This is a genomic window from Vibrio sp. 10N.286.55.E10 (genome assembly GCF_002872555.1).
GTDB classification, from domain to species: Bacteria; Pseudomonadota; Gammaproteobacteria; order Enterobacterales; family Vibrionaceae; genus Vibrio; species Vibrio crassostreae.
In genome coordinates this window covers 26,741-46,176 of record NZ_MCSD01000021.1, presented here as the reverse complement: position 1 = coordinate 46,176, position 19,436 = coordinate 26,741, and the positions used below count along the sequence as shown (strand labels likewise).

The following is a 19,436-nucleotide window of genomic DNA, read 5'->3' as shown; positions in this document are numbered from 1 at the left end:
TGTTCATGACATCGTTGTCAAAAATTCTAATGCTTTATCTCTGGCGGCTTATTCTCTCCAGACAACCTAATCATCTAAGCGAGTTACTTAGGCGCTTTAAGCTGCATCTCAGGTAACGCTTTTTTCTTCGCCTTGACCTTACGAACCACAAACCAAATCAATAAGCCCAATAGAATAGCGACCACATTACCCACCGCAATAATGATCATACTGCGCTGTCTGTCATCTTCACGTTTTTGAAGGATCATCAACTCTGTTGCGATACGCTTCTGTTCAGCAAGTGCTTCTTCTTGAAGGCGTCGTGACTCTGCTAAGTCGATATCTTCAACAACGCTGTACGACTGCTCAGTAATTGGAAAGATAAGCGGGCGCTGACTTGAAGCATCAGTGGCATAAACCATCCCTGACCAATTATAAATCCCTAAATCGCCATTATAAGGCAGCTCTAAAGCGACTTTCATTGCGTCGACTTCAGCTTGCCCCTGCTTGTAAATAACATATTCATCAGGAGCCTTGTGCTCAACATGAACCGCCAAAGAGCTCGGTGCGATCATCCCCTGTTCACCAGACACCACAATAGTATGAGGTAAACCCTCTTTTCGAGACTGAATAAAGGTGGTAGTGAGCGGTGTTGGGTAAACCAAGACTTCTTGCTCTTGCGCTCGCAGGAACACACCATTACCAGAGGTAATTCGCGCTCGGTATTTACCGGGCTCGATATCAATTGGTAAGGATACTGTGAATACGCCGTCTCCCGCTTTTTCATCAAGATCAACACCATCATCAGCAAACTCGCCCATCACAACCGGAACCGGGCGAGCTTCTCTCACTAAAGACTCTTCGTTTTCAACAAACTTAGTAAAGGTAACCTTAAGCTTCACGCGATCGAGAAAATCACGCAGCACAAGCGGCTTGCCATCAGAGGTGAGACGGGCGGTAAATTTAATGCGCTCAGTCTGATACAACTTGTCGGGAAACTCATTAGCATCCAAAACAAGATGAGACAGGAGCTTGATGTTGTTCTTAGGGGAAACTTTACCTATCGCTTGCCAAGGGCCAGGCATCGGATTGTCGATAGATATAATGTCCATGGACGACTCTTCGTACCAACGGACATTATCAGCATTGCGCCAAGAGTAGTATTTCTTGCCATCAGGACGAACCAAAACGACAGGTTTAGAGTTATCGGCTCGATAAATCACAAAGGTGACTTGTTCAATACTGGAATCAACTCGAAAACGGTTGTCCAATAAACTCATTACGGATTCTGTTGCCGCATGCAAGCTAAAGCTTAACAGCAATAAACAACCGGTAGCCAATACCCTTAACATACTCTCTCCCTACTGACGCCAGAGGCAGCTTCCGCTTTTCTCGACGAGATCTAAACGACTTTGATGCGCTTCTACTTCATCGGCCGTAGCTCGTAAAACCTTTAGGGATTTTCGACCACTTTCTACTCTTCGTATGCTTTCGGCTTCGCCTTCCTGTTGACCAGCGTTAAATTGCAGCGAAGTTTGGCCACCCGTCATCAATAAGTAGACGTCGGCTAGGATCTCCGCATCGAGTAATGCGCCGTGGAGAGTACGGTGCGAGTTATCAATACCATAACGGTCACATAAGATATCTAGGTTGTTTCTTTTACCTGGGAATATCTTCTTCGCCATCGCCAAGGTATCGGTAACTTTACAGTAGTCATCCGTTTTACCTATCGCTGGATTAAGCTTCTCAAACTCATAGTCCATAAAGCCGGTATCGAAGGGCGCGTTATGAGCCACCAGCTCTGCACCTTTTATAAAGTCGAGAAACTCTTTATGTATGTCTTGATATTCAGGCTTATCAATCAAGAACTCATCGGTAATACCGTGAACGCCAATCGCCTCTTCTTGAATCGCACGATCAGGTTTTATGTAGACGTGAAAATGACGCCCGGTCAACCTACGGTTGATGATCTCTACTGCACCAATTTCAACGATGCGGTGACCCATGTAATGAGGGCCACCTTCTGTATTCATACCGGTGGTTTCGGTATCGAGTACAACAATGCGCTTATTTTCGTTCGAACTGTTTTTTTCGTTCGTGCTTTGTTCTGGAGTGCTACTGGTATTCATAAGGATAACTGTGTCAGACTATGCCGATAATGTGCTTGAGGTAATAGTATCAAATCATGACGAAACAAGTTGAAATTTTCACTGATGGTTCTTGTTTAGGCAACCCTGGTCCTGGCGGCTATGGCATCGTACTTCGCTACAAAAAAGTCGAGAAGACGCTAGCAGAAGGTTTCACGCTAACAACCAATAACCGTATGGAAATGCTCGCCGCTGTCGTTGCTCTCCAAGCCCTCAAAGAGCCTTGTTCTGTGATTCTGACCACAGATAGCCAATACGTGCGTCAAGGCATCACACAGTGGATTCACAACTGGAAAAAGCGTGACTGGAAAACAGCCGACAAGAAACCGGTTAAAAATGCCGATCTGTGGCAAAGGCTTGATAAAGAAACCGCTCGCCATAGCGTTGATTGGCGCTGGGTAAAAGGACACGCAGGACACAGAGAAAACGAAATGTGTGATGATTTAGCAAGAAACGCAGCGGAAAATCCGACTAAAGAAGATACGGGCTATCAGCCAAGTTAATCGTCTTTTAGAATTAGACGTACATTTCAGAAAATGATTTATTGTTCCTGAAACTGATTGATAACGCCTTAAATTAATTGATAATTTCTTAACCGAACTAGTAGATAAAAAGCCGACAACTAGTCGGCTTTTTCTGTTTTTAGCGGATATGACGCTTTGGCGGAATCCATTGTACGACGCGTATTGGTTCTAAAACTGGCTCCAACAGGTGAGAAACGTCGCTTAAGGTGCCAATGTGGCTTGATAGGTTTAAGCGGGTAAGTACGTTTACGTGCAACAATAAAGTATTGGCTTCCGGCGAAGGATGCACATCCACCTAAGCTGTTCTCCAACCACGTCCACATCGCTTGATACTTACTCATCGGAAACAGCGCGTAGGTGTCACAATGAATCACTTCATAATTAAGTACCCCTAACCAGTCTTTTATTCGGTTAGGCGTGTACATGCGCCCACTCCAAGGCAAACTGTTCTTTCGCCAAGGCATCAAACTGGCAAGCCCAGTGACACTAATCGGGTTAAAGCCAGTGATAATGATATAGCCATCGTCCATCATGACTCGATCAACTTCTCTCAATAAGCGATGTGGGTCATTGCTATAATCTAACTGATGACTCAACACCACAACATCAAAGCTTTTCTCCAAAAAGGGCAAATTATAGCCATCCGCTATCACATTATGTAATGGGTTCTGGATATCTAGGTTTACTTGATGTTGAATGTTGCATGTGCAGCTAGAAATCTCACTACTGAGGCCGCCGAGCTTGAGCATATGGTAACCAAATAGCTTTGGGCACCACTCATCGAGTCGAGTTTGAATAGATTCTCTCAACCAGTCCCCATTGTGCAATTGCGCCCAAGTATAAGGACGTTCAAACTTCTTTCTGCTACGTGCTGGCTTCATCAATAATCTGTCTCACTTATTCTGTCGCACTAAAAGTGACTGGAGAACCAATAATGTTACATATCAAAAGCATACCTGCATTTAACGACAATTACATCTGGCTGATTGAAAATAGCGATCGCCGTTGTGCTGTCGTCGACCCCGGTGATGCGGCTCCAGTATTAGAGTACTTAGCACACCATGAGCTAACTTTAGATGCAATCTTGATTACGCACCACCACCACGATCACATTGGTGGCGTTCCAGAACTAGTTAGACAATTTCCCGGCGTTGATGTCGTGGGTCCAAGGAATGAACCAATCCCCACCTTAACTCACCCAGTCGATGATGGTGACCAATTAGAACTGTTTGACGAAGTATTCCTCGTCCTAGGGCTCAGTGGCCACACCGCGGGTCATATTGGTTATGTAGGTGATGCAAAACTGTTTTGTGGTGATGTGCTGTTCTCTGCGGGTTGCGGCCGAATCATGGAAGGCACACCACAACAGATGTTCGATGCACTGAATAAGATCACGGCGCTACCTCAAGAAACCGAAGTTTATTGTGCGCATGAATACACTGCCGCAAACATCGCTTTCGCATTAGCGGTTGAACCTGACAACCAACATTTGCAGCAATATCGCGACCAAGTGAACCGACTTCGCGCGCAAAATAAGTCGACCATCCCCACAAATTTGAGACAAGAGAAGTTTGTGAACCCCTTCTTGCGCTATACCGAGCCAAGTGTAGTGAAATCAGTGTCTAATCGCACCGAGCAGACCGACCCTTTATCGGTATTCACCGCTTTACGTGCGTGGAAGAACGAATTTTAACAAATACAGACTTGTCACTCATAGGGGGTGGCAAGTATTATCATCGGCCGTTAATTAAAAAGGCTGTAACATGCGAGTTAAGTACAGCTGGGCTTTGGTATTACTACTTTCTGGTTGCCAATTAACTCAGTCAGAGAATCCAGACCAAGCTTCCGAGCAAACCAACACATCTCCTACTAAAGAAGTTTCTCAAGCGAACGTTTCATCAGAAGCCACAGCCAAAGAAGATCAAAAAGTTGAAGCACCTGTCGTAACTCCACAAACACAACAAGATGTTTGGAAACGCATTGCGATGCAACTTGAAATGGAAGTACCAGACCAAAAGAAGGTCGACTACTACCGAACTTGGTACCTCAAGCACCCGAGTCATCTAAAAACCGTATCAAAGCGTGCTGAACCTTTCCTGTATCTGATCACCACTAAGATTGAAGAAAAAGGCTTACCACTAGAGCTGGCCCTATTGCCCGTTGTAGAAAGTTCTTTCGATGCGTTTGCCTATTCTCATGGCAGTGCTGCAGGTCTATGGCAATTCATTTCAGGCACAGGCAAAGACTACGGGCTTGAACAGAACTTTTGGTATGACGGCCGCCGTGATGTTGCCGCCTCTACCGACGCCGCATTGGATTTCTTATCAGACCTTAACCGACGTTTCGATGGCGACTGGAACCATGCGATTGCTGCCTATAACAGTGGCGGTGGTCGAGTAAACAGCGCAATCCGTAAGAACAAGAAGTTGGGTAAACCAATCGACTTCTTCTCTCTCGATTTACCAAAAGAGACCAGCAGCTATGTACCTAAACTGCTTGCTCTAGCTGATGTCATTGCCAATCAAGAAAAGTATGGCATCGATATCCCTGCGATCCCGAACAAGCCAGTGCTGACTCTGGTTAACCCTGAAGAACAGCTTGATCTAGCGATTGCTGCGAACTACGCAGGCATTCCAGTTAAAGAGCTGCAAGGCTACAACCCTGCTTACAACCAGTGGGCAACGGCACCAGAGAAACACCAACAGCTATTACTTCCTCTAGACTCAGTTGAAAAATTCAACAAAGAAGTCGCTGCCAATAAAGGCAAAGGCATGAAGTTGGTGCGTTACAAAGTTCAATCTGGTGACAGCATTAGCGTGCTAGCAAGCAAATACAACACCACCAGTAAAGTGATTCGCTCTGCAAACGGTTTGAGCAACAACAATATTCGTATTGGACAGCACCTGCTAATCCCAACATCAACTAAAGATGACAAGACATACGCACTAAGCGCTTCAAACCGCCTAGCAAGCACCCAGTCGAAGAGTCGTGGTCAATATAAGCTCAGCCATACAGTAAAAAGTGGTGACAGCCTATGGACGATTGCACGCGCAAATAAGGTATCTCACCAATCACTGGCTAAGTGGAACGGTATGGGACCACGCGACACGCTGAGAGTTGGTCAAGAACTGGTCATTTGGAAGAATGGTTCAGACGGCGCCGTCATCCGCACGATCTTCTATAACGTAAGATCTGGTGACACAGTCAGCGGTATTGCATCAAAGTTCAAAGTAAAAAGTACAGATGTTGTAAAATGGAACGCTTTGCAGAACAAGAAATACCTACAGCCAGGACAAAAACTCAAGCTGTATGTTGATGTAACTAAGGTAAGTGTATGAACCCGTCAAGTAACCCACTCGTCATGCTGTTGGATATATTCCGTTCACCAACAGCGTGTTTCTTAGCGCTTTATCAGCGAAGTGCTTGGGGATGGCAACCCTACGTCGTATTAATGCTCAGCCCATTTTTGTTTTGGGGTGCTTATTTTTCGAATGTCGATTTTGCATGGTTAAGTGCAGAGCTATCACAGCAATTGGCTCAAACTAACCCTGACCAATTGGCGTTACTTGACAGCAACACCCTACTCGCAAGTGAAATCATCAACGACGTATTTAGCCGAACGCTAACCATCGTTTTGTTGGCATTCTGGTTTAACCTAGCAACAAAGCCAAGCCAACATCAACATAGCTTTTGGCGATGGTTTGCAGCGGCATCCGTTATCATCTTCCCTGCAGTTTTAGGCGACATTGCGAGCTACGCAAGCCTGATACTCAAGCATGGGCATGTGATGAACTACGCCGCTGATTTGAATAGCTTAAACGGCTTAATCAAGTTACCGCTAACCAATGATTGGTCGCAGTTTGCTAGCTCATTACCACTGTTGTTGCCTTGGTACATTGTGTTGGGTTATGCCGCTGTATTGACGTGGACTGAGTTTGAGCGTGGTCAGGCACTGGTCATCTCTGGCTTACCATGGGTCGGCTACTACCTAATCTGGGCGCTCTACATTTTAATCTTTTAAGTTAAAGATATAAGGCTAGCGAAAACTCTCTAGCCTATTTAGCCTTAAAAGTCACTCGCATAGGGTTATGATCAGAAGCGTCCGTAATGGGCGCTTTTGCTTTTTCTACCTCTAGCCCTCGATAGAACACATGATCGAGCACCAGTCCTGTAATGAACTGAGTTCTGTTGTCTGGGTCAAAGGCTACTTCCGTCAAACCTACCTGTTCCAATGCACCTTTCAAGACAGCAAAGCGGGCTTCACTCCAACTATTAAAATCCCCAGCAAAAATAACAGGCCCACGATACTTTTGCAGATTGTCAGTTAAGCTCTTGAGCTGAGCTTTGTAATCTTCCGTACCAAACGTAAAGTTCACAGCATGGATGTTAATCACGGCCAGTTGTTCGCCGTTACTAAGTTGGTAACGCGACCAAAGCGCGGATTTTGGTAATTGAAGCCAAGGTTCTTCATGAGTATAAGCACAAGCTTCGATAGGCAAATGCGTCGCTAGGTTAAGTACACCAGCACTTTGCTCAAAGGCTTCAAACGCATTAACACGAGTGCTTCCCCACTGGCCACTCGTTACCCATTGGCGAAGTTCTTCTGTCATACTCGCTTCTTGCAACAAGACTAAATCGCTACCAGCCGACAGCTTATTTAATTCACTCTGCCAATTACTTCGGTTTTGCTTGTAGATATTCCACACCGTAATGTCTAAGCCATCAGACACATCAATTGCTCTCGGCTCAGAATTTTGATAGCAACTGTAGATATCATTGCTGGTATTTTGAGAAGAGGTGATCAGGTTGGGTTTATTCGGGATCACGAAGATTAAATGAAAACTAACGACAGCAAGCGTTATCAATAGCGTGATAACAATGATGGTTTTCTTAAACATGCAACACCCTACCAGAGATGAAAAAGGAGCGATAAACGCTCCTTTTAGGGTAATAGTTTTTTTATACGGCGTCTTCGTCTTCTTCACCAGTACGAATACGTACCACACGTTCAACGTCAGTAATGAAGATCTTACCGTCGCCAATTTTGCCTGTTTGCGCCGTTTCGATAATGGTATCAACACATTGGTCAGCCACTTCGTCGGTCACAACAATTTCCAATTTCACTTTAGGTAAAAAGTCGACCATGTACTCTGCGCCGCGGTATAGCTCAGTATGACCTTTCTGACGTCCAAAGCCTTTCACTTCAGATACTGTCATACCCGTAATACCCACTTCTGCAAGTGCTTCACGTACATCATCAAGTTTGAATGGCTTGATAATGGCTTCAATCTTTTTCATGTTCATCCCTTAAACTGTGCGAATGGCTCATTATCGGTTAGCTATAGTAAACATTCAATGAAAAAAGCCAGAGCTTTAAAGCTCTGGCTCGAAATTTATCATCTTGTTTAATCAGCGCTTTAAGAAGGTTTTACTTAAGGCTTGCGTAGTAAGCGGCTAGATTAGCAATATCTGCATCATTCAGCATTGAAGCTTGAGCCTGCATTACAGCGGCCAAACCGCCGGTACGCTGGCCGTTCTTATATGCGTTAATTGATGAAGCGATGTATTGCTCGTTTTGACCTTTAAGGTTTGGGTAACCTGGGATCACTGCGATACCGTCAGCACCATGACATGCTGCACAGATTGCTGCTTTAGCTTGACCCGCAGCAACATCACCCGCCAGAGCGTTACCACTCAATAGTCCAAATCCAAGAACTAATCCTAGTGTAATTTTCTTCATTGCATATTCCATTAATTATTTTTATTAAAGTGACGGTGAATTGTGACACAAACTTTTTCTACTTGCTCCAAAGCGCTTCACAATCTTGACCTTCGTAGTTTTTATCTACGAATAAGCCTAAAACAGCGATCACTCGATCGCCATCCATTAATATTGGCGTTCTGCGTCGTAACCAACTGGGTACTTGGTACTCTTGAAAGAGTTTTTTGAGCTTTCTGCTATGACCGCGTCCAACAGGATGCGCTGATAATCCTTCAGGGTTGAAGATCACTCGTAGCGCTCCGTTTAACCCCTTCAAGCTGAAGCTTTGCGAATTACGACCATTCGATACAGCACCACTCTGTGATGGCATGAATTGTAATCTCCCTAAACCATCGGGCAGTTGCAAGCTATCACCAAGCACAACATCGGCATGCCAACTCGACAAGTCCTTAGTCTCTTTCACTATGTAGAGCTGATGATTAAAACGCCTAACCTCAACCTCATTCAACACCAATTTAGGGTTGGCATCAACCTGAGCGCACGCCACTTCATTCCAGATAAGCTTGAGCTGCTTTTGACTCGGCATTGCTTGATTACAATGACTCAACCACATTCTTAACAGTCGTGCTCGTAACAAGTCTGAGTGTTGAGATAACGCCTCAATGCTTAAGCTCTGACTATCTCCCAAAGCTTGCTGAAAGTGTGACTCAAGTAACTCATCGAGCAATAACTCTTGCTCCGCACAAAGCTGAGCACTACGACTGACCGACTCACGAAAGCTCGGCCAACGCTCAGTCAGCACCGGAGTCACTTGATGACGAATAAAGTTTCGGTCAAAACGCACATCCTGATTACTCTCATCTTCTACCCAAGTTAAGCCCATGCCGTAAGCAGCTGCTTCAATCTCGGTTCGAGTTACCGATAGCATAGGGCGAACAATATGAGCATCAACAAACGGCATCACTTTCGCCATTGAAGAGAGGCCTTTAGGCCCACTGCCACGCTTCAACGCTAACAAGAAAGTCTCTACTTGATCATCGAGGTGTTGACCTGTAACAAGCACATCCCCATATCGAATATGTTGTTTGAAGGCGTGATACCTAGCATCTCTAGCGAGTTTTTCTATGCTTTCTCCACTGTTAACATCCAACGACACTCGCTCAATAGCTAATGGAATAGACAAACCATCACACCATGTTTGGCATTGTTCTACCCAGAGGTCTGCATTTGTACTTAAGCCATGGTGCACATGAACCGCATGGCACTCAATGTCGTGCGCTTGGGCATATTGAGCGGATAACTCCAACAACACTCGTGAATCGACACCACCACTGAAAGCGACGACCAACCTACTACGAGGCTTAAGCGCGCTTTGATCAAGTACAGATGTGAAAGTATCAATTAAGTGTGTCATGAGGCTACTAAACCAAGAGGTCGTGTGTGAAAGGATAATGTTTTAATAATAAAAAAGGGTTGGCACTGAGTCCAACCCTTTCATCAACTTGTTACGTTAAGCAGACCTTATTACTAAGGTAACTTATCAGCAGTAGCCGTAGCTCATTAGACGCTGGTAACGACGCTCAAGAAGCGTTTCGTTATCAAACTGCTCTAGCTCTTCTAGCTGTTTAACTAGCATGTCTTTCATGTTCTGAGCGGTTTGTGCAGGGTCGCGGTGCGCGCCACCTAGAGGCTCAGGAATGATTTCGTCGATAAGCTCAAGCTCTTTAAGACGAGGAGCAATCAGGCCCATCGCTTCAGCTGCTTGTGGGGCTTTATCTGAATCACGCCATAGGATTGAAGCACAACCTTCTGGAGAGATTACTGAATACGTAGAGTACTGAAGCATGTTCACGTAGTCACCAACACCAATCGCTAGTGCACCACCAGAACCGCCTTCACCCACAACGTTACAGATAACTGGAACAGAAAGACCAGCCATAACCTTTAGGTTTTTCGCGATAGCTTCAGATTGACCACGCTCTTCAGCACCAACACCTGGGTATGCGCCCGCTGTGTCGATGAAAGTAATAATAGGCATGTTGAAACGCTCAGCGGTTTCCATTAGACGTAGCGCTTTACGGTAACCTTCTGGCTTTGGCATACCAAAGTTACGGATCACTTTCTCTTTAGTCTCGCGACCTTTCTGGTGACCAATAACCATAACAGGACGGCCATTTAGACGAGCCATACCACCCACAATAGCTTTGTCGTCAGCGTAAGCGCGATCGCCCGCCATCTCTTCAAACTCTGTGAATGCATGCTCCAGGTAATCTTTTGTGTAAGGACGTTGAGGGTGACGAGCAAGTTGAGCAACCTGCCATGCACCTAAGTCACTAAAGATTTTCTGTTTAAGCTCTAAGCTTTTTTTCTCTAGTTGTTCGATTTCTTTGTCTAGATCTACCGCTGTGTCACCACCATGACGCGAAACGTCACGTAGCGCTTCGATTTTTGCTTCAAGTTCAGCGATAGGCTTTTCAAATTCTAGAAAGTTCAGGCTCATCTATGAATCCTTGTTGATTCAGCTCCGTATTCGCGAAGCTAAATTTTAGTTAAATTCGAGTTCTACTTGGCTATTTCCAAGCAGCTGTTTTAATTCGTCTAGTAATGTATCACTTGGCGTCACACGCCATTCTGTGCCCAATGTTAACCGCGCTCTAGCGTCGGCACGCTGGTAGTATACATTGACTGGGACCGTTCCGGCTCTATAAGGTTCTAAGATTTGACTAAAGCGTTCAAAAAATTGACCGTTAATTTGGGATTGGTCGATAGATATCGACACCCCACGAGCATATTTCTCACGGGCGCTTCCTAAGTCCATGACCTCGCGCGCGGACATTTTAAGCCCGCCATTGAAATCATCAAAGCTGACCTGTCCGGAAACGACCACAATTTTGTCTTTTTCGAGCAACTCTGCGTAACGATCGAGGGCATCCGAGAACAACATCACTTCCATTCGCCCAGATCGGTCATCAAGTGTCATCAAACCGATTCGTGTACCGCGCTTAGTGGTCATCACTCTCGCAGCAATCACCAAACCGGCAATCGTTAATGATTGGTCACGACGCGTTGGCGTGGCATCTTTCAAGCGACAGCTAGTGTATTTCGCTAACTCTTTGATGTAAGCGTTAACCGGGTGACCAGTTAGATACAAACCAAGCGTTTCGCGTTCGCCCTCAAGCCAAACCTTCTCAGGCCACTTAGGCACTTGGGTATACTTGTGTTCAACCTCTTCCGGAGCATCGGTCAACACGCCAAACATATCTGATTGTCCAAAGGACTCAGCGTGGTGATGTTGGCTTGCCGCTTTAACCGCATCCGGCAATGAAGCCATCATCGCTGCACGGTGAGGACCTAATCTATCTAAGGCACCGGATAGAATCAACTTTTCGATAACACGTTTGTTGACCTTCTTCAGATCAAGACGCGCACAGAAGTCGAATAAGTCTTTAAAGTAACCGCCCTTATTTCGTGCTTCGATGATCGCTTCAATAGGGCCTTCACCTACCCCTTTGATCGCGCCGATACCATAAACAATCGCGCCATCTTCATCCACGTTAAAGCGGTACAAGCCAGAGTTGATATCAGGTGGAAGCAGCTTGAGCTTCATACGGAAACACTCATCAACAAGGCCAATAACCTTCTCGGTGTTATCCATATCCGCCGTCATTACCGCAGCCATAAATTCCGCTGGGTAGTGCGTTTTCAACCACAGCGTTTGGTAAGAAACCAGTGCGTATGCCGCCGAGTGAGATTTGTTGAAGCCGTAGCCCGCAAATTTCTCTACCAAGTCAAAGATTTTCATGGCAAGTTCGCCATCAACACCGTTGGCTTCAGCACCCTCTTTAAAGGTACCACGCTGTTTCGCCATCTCTTCTGGCTTTTTCTTACCCATCGCACGACGCAACATATCCGCGCCGCCAAGCGTATAGCCTGCCAGAATCTGTGCGATCTGCATTACCTGTTCTTGATACAGGATGATGCCGTAGGTAGGTTCTAGTGTCTCTTTCAGTGATTCGTGTTGCCACGTTTCATCAGGGTAAGAAACCGCTTCACGGCCATGTTTACGGTCGATAAAGTTATCTACCATGCCGGATTGCAGAGGACCCGGACGGAACAGAGCTACCAATGCGATGATATCTTCAAAACAGTCGGGCTGTAGACGTTTGATCAGGTCTTTCATACCACGCGATTCCAGCTGGAATACCGCGGTGGTTTCAGAATTTTGTAATAGGTTAAACGACGCTTGGTCATCTAGAGGAATCGACTCGATACGAACCGGTTCTTTACCCTCTTTCTTCAAACGTGGATTCACTAGGCCTAACGCCCAGTCGATGATGGTCAAGGTACGCAGACCCAAGAAGTCGAACTTAACCAAGCCAGCAGTTTCAACGTCATTCTTATCGAATTGCGTTACTGGGAAGTTACCTTCAGCATCGGCATAAATTGGCGCAAAGTCAGTGATTGTGGTTGGTGAGATTACAACACCACCCGCGTGTTTACCGGCGTTTCGCGTACAACCTTCAAGGATGCGACATTTATCGATCAGTTCACGAACTTCTTCATCGCCATCGTAAAGCTCCGGTAATGCCGGTTCCGCAAGGAACGCTTTCTCAAGCGTCATACCCGGATCGGGCGGTACAAGCTTTGAAATTCGGTCGACGAAGCCAAATGGGTGACCCAGTACACGGCCTACGTCGCGAATTACCGCTTTCGCCGCCATGGTACCAAAAGTGATGATCTGAGATACCGCATCACGCCCGTACATCTCAGCAACGTGGTCGATAACTTGGTCACGCTTATCCATACAGAAGTCGATATCGAAATCGGGCATGGAGACACGTTCTGGGTTCAAGAAACGTTCGAAAAGGAGATCGTATTCAAGTGGATCGAGATCGGTGATATCCAAGGCGTAAGCTACTAGAGAGCCAGCACCAGAACCACGCCCTGGACCTACTGGCACATCGTTGTCTTTTGACCATTGGATGAACTCCATTACGATCAAGAAGTAGCCAGGGAAACCCATGTTATTGACAACTTCGAGCTCTATCTTAAGTCGCTCATCGTATTCAGGTCTGCGTTCAGCACGCACTTTTTCGTCAGGGAATAGGAACGCCAAACGTCGTTCAAGACCTTCTTCAGATTTCTTGATCAAGAAGTCTTCAATCGCCAAACCTTCCGTAGGGAAGTTAGGTAGGAAGTACTCACCTAGACGAACGGTCACGTTACAACGCTTGGCAATCTCAACACTGTTCTCTAGCGCTTCAGGGATATCTGAGAACAACTCACACATCTCTTCTTCACTGCGTAGATATTGCTGCGCGCTGTAGTTCTTAGGGCGACGAGGATCGACCATAGTGAAGCCGTCATGGATCGCCACACGGATTTCATGAGCATCAAACAGATCTTCAGTTAGAAAAACCACTTCGTTGGTTGCGACAACAGGCAAGTCTTCTTGCTCAGCCAGTTCCAACGCAAAGTGCAGGTAAGACTCTTCATCCGGTCGTCCGGTACGAATCAGTTCCAAGTAAAAACGATCGGCGAAGTACGTTTTGTAAAACTCGACGCTGCTTGCCACCAACTCACGGTTGCCTTTCAGTAACGCCTTACCAATCTCACCTTCTTTGGCACCCGATAGAATAATCAGGCCTTTGGCATTCTCAATCAACCACTCTTTATCGATAACAGGCTGATGCTGTACATGACCACGAAGGTAAGCTTTTGAGATAAGCAGCGTTAGGTTGTTATAACCTTTATTGTCCGTTGCAATGACGGTGAGCTTGGTTAGCTCGTCACCGAATTCCGGAGACTGCATCAAGAAGTCAGCACCAATAATTGGTTTAACCCCGCACCCATGAGCAGTACCGTAAAACTTCACCAAACCACACAGGTTGGTAAAGTCGGTAAGTGCTAGAGCAGGCATACCCATTTCAGCGACTTTTTTAACTAATGGCGGCACCTTAGAGAGGCCATCCACCATAGAAAAGTCACTGTGTACGCGTAGGTGAACAAATTTTGGATCTGACATTATTTTTCCTGAGTTCTAGACCGGAGCCTAGGATTACAACTGTGTGTATTCTATTTTTTTCTGACGCAAGTAAGCAACTTTATTCGATGCCCAGGTCTAGCTAACGTAAAGCTCTAGTCTAGATAGAGCTTAATCAATACGCTCTAATCTATGCCAAGGATACGTTTTACTGGCTTAAAGCTCTTACGGTAATGCTCGGTAACACCATGTTTTTCAATCGCTTCGAAATGCGCTTTGGTTGGGTAACCTTTGTGTTTCGCGAAACCAAACTCTGGATGCAACTTGTCGAGTTCTTCCATCTCTTGGTCACGAACCACTTTAGCGATAATAGACGCTGCACTTATCTCTGCTACTCGTAAATCGCCCTTTACAATAGCCAGACCGTCCATTGGCAGTTCAGGAACACGGTTACCATCGATCAGTGCCATGTCAGGCTGAACGCTCAACCCAGCGATAGCGCGCTGCATAGCGACCATAGTTGCCTGTAGAATATTCAGCTCATCAATTTCTTGTGGCGAACAGCGACCAACAGACCACGCCAAGGCTTTCTCCTTGATTTCAGGAAGCAGAGCAAGACGCTTTTTCTCAGACAGTTTTTTTGAATCGTTTAAGCCTTCGATTGGATTATTTGGATCTAGGATAACCGCAGCAGTCACCACATCGCCTACCAATGGCCCACGACCTACTTCATCCACACCAGCAAACAACTGGTAGCCTTGCGGATATTCAAATGGAGGAAGCTCTTTTTTCTCTTTTACTGCCATGACAATTCTCTTTGTAACTTATAAGTCAGTGCTTTCTGAAGCTGCACTTTATGATTCAACAAACTCTCGACCAATCAATTTCAGTACTGCGTTGGCGGCTTGCTTATCAGCATCTTTACGAATCCAGTGATGCATCTCGGTAAAACGTTCGATCAATGTACTGTTGTCGGCTGATAGCATTTTGTCGACAGATGGGAACAAGAAGTCTGGGTGGCATTCCTCAAGAATATGCTCTTTCACGATCTCTTCACCAGCCAAAATATTCGGCAGTGATACGAAATCAGTGATTGCTAGCTTCTTCACAATGTAGCCTGTCAGCTTATTTACTTTGTAGCCAACGACCATTGGACGCTTCAGTAACATACACTCAAGAGCCACTGTGCCGGAAGCCAGAAGCACAGAGTCAGCAGCGGTAATCACGTTGGTTGCCGTATCTTCGACTAACGTGAATTCAAGCTCAGGCGCTGTTGTTTGCCAGATTTCGGTAAACTGTTTTTTACGCTGTTCATTCACGAGCGCAACAACAAAATTGATGTCAGGGTATTTTTGCTTAATGCGCTGGCACGTTTCGATAAATGGTTGAGCGATCAACCCCATCTCACCACCTCGACTGCCCGGCAATACGGCTAACCACTGTTTGTCTTGGTCTAAGCCTAACAGCTCACGTGCATCTTGTTTGCTTGGTTCTAAAGGAATTGCGTCTGCCAGCGTGTGGCCAACAAATTCACAGGCAACGTTGTATTTATCGTAAAACGCTTTCTCGAATGGCAGGAAGGCCAAAACCAAGTCGGTTGCTTTGTCGATTTTAAAGATACGCTTGGGACGCCAAGCCCACACTGAAGGGCTCACGTAATGGACCGTTTTAATGCCTGCGTTCTTAAGATCAAGTTCAAGTCTTAGGTTGAAATCAGGAGCATCGATACCAACAAACACATCTGGTGGGTTTTGAGTGAAATACTTAACCAACTCTGCTTTTACTTTTAGCAGACGAGGTAAACGGCCAAGTACTTCAACTAAGCCCATGACAGCTAGCTCTTCCATCTCGAAAAGAGACTCACAACCAAGCGCCTTCATTTTGGGTCCGCCAATACCGACGAATTCAGCATTCGGGTACTGTGATTTGATTGCTGTGATAAAACCTTCACCAAGCGTGTCACCAGAGAGTTCTCCGACAACGATACCTACCCGCAGAGGCTCATTCGAAACAAAGTCCGTGCTGTTGGTTGCTGCTTCTTGCTGTGCCATAGTTTTCCAATTCCCTTCTTGCCTAAAACAAAAAAGATCGCCTAATGATTAGCGATCTTTTTGTTATACCAATCTGATTAAGTAATTATTGTCATACTTGCGCGGATTGGTACACAACCACATCCAGTATTAACGAATAATACCGCGCTCAGAATTCTCTAGCATTTCTAGCATAGGAGCCACCGAAGTAAACTCTTTCGCCATTTCAACTAAAGCCGCTTTCGCTTCTTCAAGTGTTTTACCTGAACGGTATAACTCTTTGTACGCTTTCTGTAGTGCACGAATTTCTGGTTTTTCAAAACCGTTACGCTTCAAGCCCACTAGGTTCAGACCGAATGGAGCAGCATGGTTACCCTGTGCAAGTACGTACGGAAGTACATCTTGAACAACAGCAGAACAGCCGCCAATGTATGCGTAAGCACCAATTGAGCAGAATGGGTGAATCGCAGACAGTGCCATAACACCAGCGTAGTCGCCAACCGTCACGTGTCCGCCAAGAATAGCGTTGTTACCAATGTGAGTATGGTTACCAACAATAACATCGTGCGCTACGTGAGCATTAACACAAAGTAGGTTGTCATCACCAATTACAGTGGTTGCTTTGTCTTGAACCGTACCACGGTGGATTTGAACCGCTTCACGGATCACGTTGCGATCACCGATCACAACTGTTGTCTCTTCACCACCGTATTTCTTGTCTTGGTTTTCTTCACCAATAACAGCATGAGGGAAGATACGGTTTTCTTTACCAATGGTTGTATGACCTTTGATCACAACATGCGACATCACTTCAGTGTCGTCACCAATTGTCACGTTACCAGCAATGTAAGTGAAAGGCCCAACTGTCACGTTAGCACCGATAGTTACATCACCTTCGATTACTGCTGCCGGGTGAATTTTCGCTGTTTCATGAATCATATTAAAACTCTCTACGAGCACATTTAAGTTCAGCTGAACATACAACGTCGCCGTCAACTTTCGCTACACCGTTAAACGATGCAATGCCACGACGCTCTTTTAAGAATTCAACTTCGATAACCAGTTGGTCACCAGGTACGACTGGCTTACGGAATTTTGCTTTATCAACACTTGCAAAGTAGTAAAGTTCGTTGCCAGAAGGCGCACCAAAAGATTTAAATGCTAGAAGGCCTGTTGCTTGTGCCATTGCTTCTAAGATCAACACGCCTGGGAATACAGGAAGCTGAGGGAAGTGGCCTGTGAACTGAGGTTCGTTAACAGAGACATTCTTAATTGCGGTCAGTGTTTTTTCTTTTTCAAAGCTAGTCACACGATCAACCATTAAGAATGGGTAGCGATGAGGTAATAGTTCCTGAATTTCAGTAATGTTCATCGTTGTCTGTTCAGTAGTCAAAGTCGTATTCCTATGTATATTCTTTATTTAATTAGAAGGATTATAAACGAAAAAGACTCGCTATACGCGAGCCTTTTATTAGAAATGCTGGAATTATGATTCCGCGCTCTTCTCGATAAGTTTTTCAACGGTTTTCAAACGCTTGTTCATTTCATCAATACGATGAACACGCGTTGCTGTTTTACGCCAATCTTTGTTTGGCTGTAAAGGAATACCCGAAGAGTACATGCCTTTCTCAGTGATGCTGCGCATTACCATCCCCATACCGGTGATTGTAACGCCGTCAATGATTTCAATGTGACCATTAATCACACAGCCACCACCAATAATACAGTACTTACCTATCGTCGTGCTGCCAGCTACAATAGTACCACCCGCAAGGGCTGAACCATATCCGATGTGAACATTGTGAGCAATTTGAAGTTGGTTATCTAAGATAACGTTATCTTCAATAATTGTGTCGTCTAATGCACCACGGTCGATGGTAGTACACGCGCCGATTTCTACGCGGTTACCGATACGAACTGAACCGACTTGTGGGATTTTAATCCACTCGCCTTTCTCGTTCGCATAACCAAAGCCATCAGAGCCGATAACCGTGCTTGATTGAATCAAACATGCTTCGCCAATCACAACTTCATGGTAAACACTTACGTTAGCCCATAGCTTAGTGCCAGAGCCAACTTTCGCGTTTTTACCAATAAAGCAACCAGCACCGATGATCACATCATCACCAAGTACCACACCAGACTCAATCACAGCATTTGCACCAATAGACACATTTTGTCCAATGGTCGCATCACTTGCAATCGAAGCTGAATCAGCAATAGCCGCAGCGGGTGCTGGAGTAGTATCAAGCGCTTGAGCAACTTTAGCAAAAGCAACGTAAGGGTCATTAACCACAATCACGTTCGTCTTACAAAGTTCACGCTCATTCTCTTTAACCATAATAGCGGATGCTTTACAGTCACCTAGGTGCTTGCTGTACTTTACGTTAGAAAGGAACGTAATGTTACCTTCTTGCGCTTTATCCATAGGAGCGACTGCTGAAACGGTAATAGTACCATCTCCGTGTAGCTCTCCCCCGGTAATCGTTGCCAATTCGGCTAAAGTTAGATTCTTCATAAAACTTATTTCAGTGCTTTAATTACTTTCTCAGAGATGTTGTATTCTGGCTTGCCGTATTGCAGAGCTTGAATATCAACGATCATATCGTAGCCTTCTTTCTCTGCAACTTTCGTTACAGCATCTTGAATCACTTTGAATAGCTTCTGCTTCTCTTGTGCTTCACGACGTTGGCTTGCTTTTTCTAGTGCTTGAGCTTTGATTTTGTACTTGCTGTCTAGTTGACCTACTTCGATACGTAGCTTTTCAACTTCGTCAGGACCTAGTAGCTCGCCATCACGCTTAAGCTTTTCAATCTTCGTTTTTGCTTCAGCTTGAATGCTCTGCAGCTCAGCTGCTTTGTCTTTGAACTCTTCCTGCATTTTTTGAAGAACAACTTCACGCTGAGGTAGAGCCTGGAATACTTGTGCAGTGTTTACATAACCCACTTTTTGCGCAGCTTCAGCAGCTGTTGCAAAGAAAGAAGAGCTAAGAACTACAAGGCCTAAACCTGCTGCTTTAATCATATTTTTCAAAATATTGTCCTTTAAATA

The 19,436-nt window shown here is 45.3% G+C and carries 19 protein-coding genes; 4 read left to right on the top strand and 15 right to left on the bottom strand.

Features of this window, described 5'->3' with window-relative positions; translation table 11 throughout:
• Positions 1–83: 83 nt before the first annotated feature.
• On the bottom strand, positions 84–1,331 hold the full coding sequence (locus BCV39_RS13300; RefSeq protein ID WP_102432044.1) for a TIGR03503 family protein: 1,248 nt from the start codon (positions 1,329–1,331) through the stop codon (positions 84–86).
• 9 nt (positions 1,332–1,340) lie between these two features.
• Positions 1,341–2,108, bottom strand: a complete 768-nt coding sequence (gene dnaQ / locus BCV39_RS13295; RefSeq protein WP_017060722.1) for a DNA polymerase III subunit epsilon — start codon at positions 2,106–2,108, stop codon at positions 1,341–1,343.
• 56 nt (positions 2,109–2,164) lie between these two features.
• Between dnaQ and rnhA the strand changes: the two genes are divergently transcribed.
• On the top strand, positions 2,165–2,629 hold the full coding sequence (rnhA, locus tag BCV39_RS13290) for a ribonuclease HI (RefSeq protein WP_048661234.1): 465 nt from the start codon (positions 2,165–2,167) through the stop codon (positions 2,627–2,629).
• A gap of 119 nt (positions 2,630–2,748) precedes the next feature.
• Here rnhA and BCV39_RS13285 read toward each other — a convergent pair whose 3' ends face one another.
• Positions 2,749–3,531: a class I SAM-dependent methyltransferase gene (locus BCV39_RS13285; RefSeq protein ID WP_048661233.1), complete on the bottom strand. Its 783-nt coding sequence runs from the start codon at positions 3,529–3,531 to the stop codon at positions 2,749–2,751.
• A 53-nt stretch (positions 3,532–3,584) separates the two neighbouring features.
• On the opposite strand from BCV39_RS13285, the gene gloB reads away from it, so the two are divergent.
• The 3 genes from gloB (at position 3,585) to BCV39_RS13270 (ending at position 6,671) form a co-directional block, all read left to right on the top strand.
• The gene (gene gloB, locus BCV39_RS13280) at positions 3,585–4,343 is read left to right on the top strand and encodes a hydroxyacylglutathione hydrolase (RefSeq protein WP_048664593.1); all 759 of its coding nucleotides are present in this window, start codon (positions 3,585–3,587) and stop codon (positions 4,341–4,343) included.
• Between the two features lie 70 nt (positions 4,344–4,413).
• Positions 4,414–5,988 (top strand): LysM peptidoglycan-binding domain-containing protein, encoded by a 1,575-nt coding sequence (locus tag BCV39_RS13275; protein ID WP_102432045.1) that lies wholly within the window; start codon positions 4,414–4,416, stop codon positions 5,986–5,988.
• Entirely contained in the window at positions 5,985–6,671 is a 687-nt protein-coding gene (locus tag BCV39_RS13270) for a YIP1 family protein (protein WP_048661230.1), read from the top strand. Before BCV39_RS13275 ends, BCV39_RS13270 begins: the two co-directional genes overlap by 4 nt.
• Positions 6,672–6,705: 34 nt before the next feature.
• Here BCV39_RS13270 and BCV39_RS13265 read toward each other — a convergent pair whose 3' ends face one another.
• The 12 genes from BCV39_RS13265 to BCV39_RS13210 all read right to left on the bottom strand — a co-directional run bounded on the left by BCV39_RS13265 (position 6,706) and on the right by BCV39_RS13210 (position 19,409).
• Positions 6,706–7,548, bottom strand: coding sequence for an endonuclease/exonuclease/phosphatase family protein (locus tag BCV39_RS13265; protein ID WP_102432046.1), 843 nt, complete (start codon positions 7,546–7,548; stop codon positions 6,706–6,708).
• Between the two features lie 61 nt (positions 7,549–7,609).
• Positions 7,610–7,948, bottom strand: coding sequence for a nitrogen regulatory protein P-II (gene glnB, locus BCV39_RS13260; RefSeq protein ID WP_004738609.1), 339 nt, complete (start codon positions 7,946–7,948; stop codon positions 7,610–7,612).
• Positions 7,949–8,078: 130 nt separating this feature from the next.
• Positions 8,079–8,390 (bottom strand): cytochrome c, encoded by a 312-nt coding sequence (locus BCV39_RS13255; protein WP_048661228.1) that lies wholly within the window; start codon positions 8,388–8,390, stop codon positions 8,079–8,081.
• Between the two features lie 58 nt (positions 8,391–8,448).
• Complete coding sequence (gene tilS, locus BCV39_RS13250) at positions 8,449–9,786, bottom strand: tRNA lysidine(34) synthetase TilS (protein ID WP_102432047.1); 1,338 nt, start codon at positions 9,784–9,786, stop codon at positions 8,449–8,451.
• Between the two features lie 126 nt (positions 9,787–9,912).
• A complete protein-coding gene (gene accA / locus BCV39_RS13245) occupies positions 9,913–10,872 on the bottom strand; it encodes an acetyl-CoA carboxylase carboxyl transferase subunit alpha (protein ID WP_017060731.1) in 960 nt (319 codons plus the stop codon).
• A 45-nt stretch (positions 10,873–10,917) separates the two neighbouring features.
• The gene (dnaE, locus tag BCV39_RS13240; protein ID WP_102432048.1) at positions 10,918–14,397 is read right to left on the bottom strand and encodes a DNA polymerase III subunit alpha; all 3,480 of its coding nucleotides are present in this window, start codon (positions 14,395–14,397) and stop codon (positions 10,918–10,920) included.
• A gap of 143 nt (positions 14,398–14,540) precedes the next feature.
• On the bottom strand, positions 14,541–15,161 hold the full coding sequence (gene rnhB, locus BCV39_RS13235) for a ribonuclease HII (protein ID WP_048606660.1): 621 nt from the start codon (positions 15,159–15,161) through the stop codon (positions 14,541–14,543).
• 48 nt (positions 15,162–15,209) lie between these two features.
• Positions 15,210–16,406, bottom strand: a complete 1,197-nt coding sequence (lpxB, locus tag BCV39_RS13230; protein ID WP_102432049.1) for a lipid-A-disaccharide synthase — start codon at positions 16,404–16,406, stop codon at positions 15,210–15,212.
• Positions 16,407–16,535: 129 nt separating this feature from the next.
• Positions 16,536–17,324, bottom strand: a complete 789-nt coding sequence (gene lpxA, locus BCV39_RS13225) for an acyl-ACP--UDP-N-acetylglucosamine O-acyltransferase (RefSeq protein ID WP_048606664.1) — start codon at positions 17,322–17,324, stop codon at positions 16,536–16,538.
• 1 nt (position 17,325) lies between these two features.
• Positions 17,326–17,778, bottom strand: coding sequence for a 3-hydroxyacyl-ACP dehydratase FabZ (gene fabZ / locus BCV39_RS13220; protein ID WP_048661224.1), 453 nt, complete (start codon positions 17,776–17,778; stop codon positions 17,326–17,328).
• 93 nt (positions 17,779–17,871) lie between these two features.
• Entirely contained in the window at positions 17,872–18,903 is a 1,032-nt protein-coding gene (lpxD, locus tag BCV39_RS13215) for a UDP-3-O-(3-hydroxymyristoyl)glucosamine N-acyltransferase (protein WP_102432050.1), read from the bottom strand.
• A 5-nt stretch (positions 18,904–18,908) separates the two neighbouring features.
• Positions 18,909–19,409, bottom strand: coding sequence for an OmpH family outer membrane protein (locus BCV39_RS13210; RefSeq protein ID WP_017056311.1), 501 nt, complete (start codon positions 19,407–19,409; stop codon positions 18,909–18,911).
• Positions 19,410–19,436 lie beyond the last annotated feature (27 nt).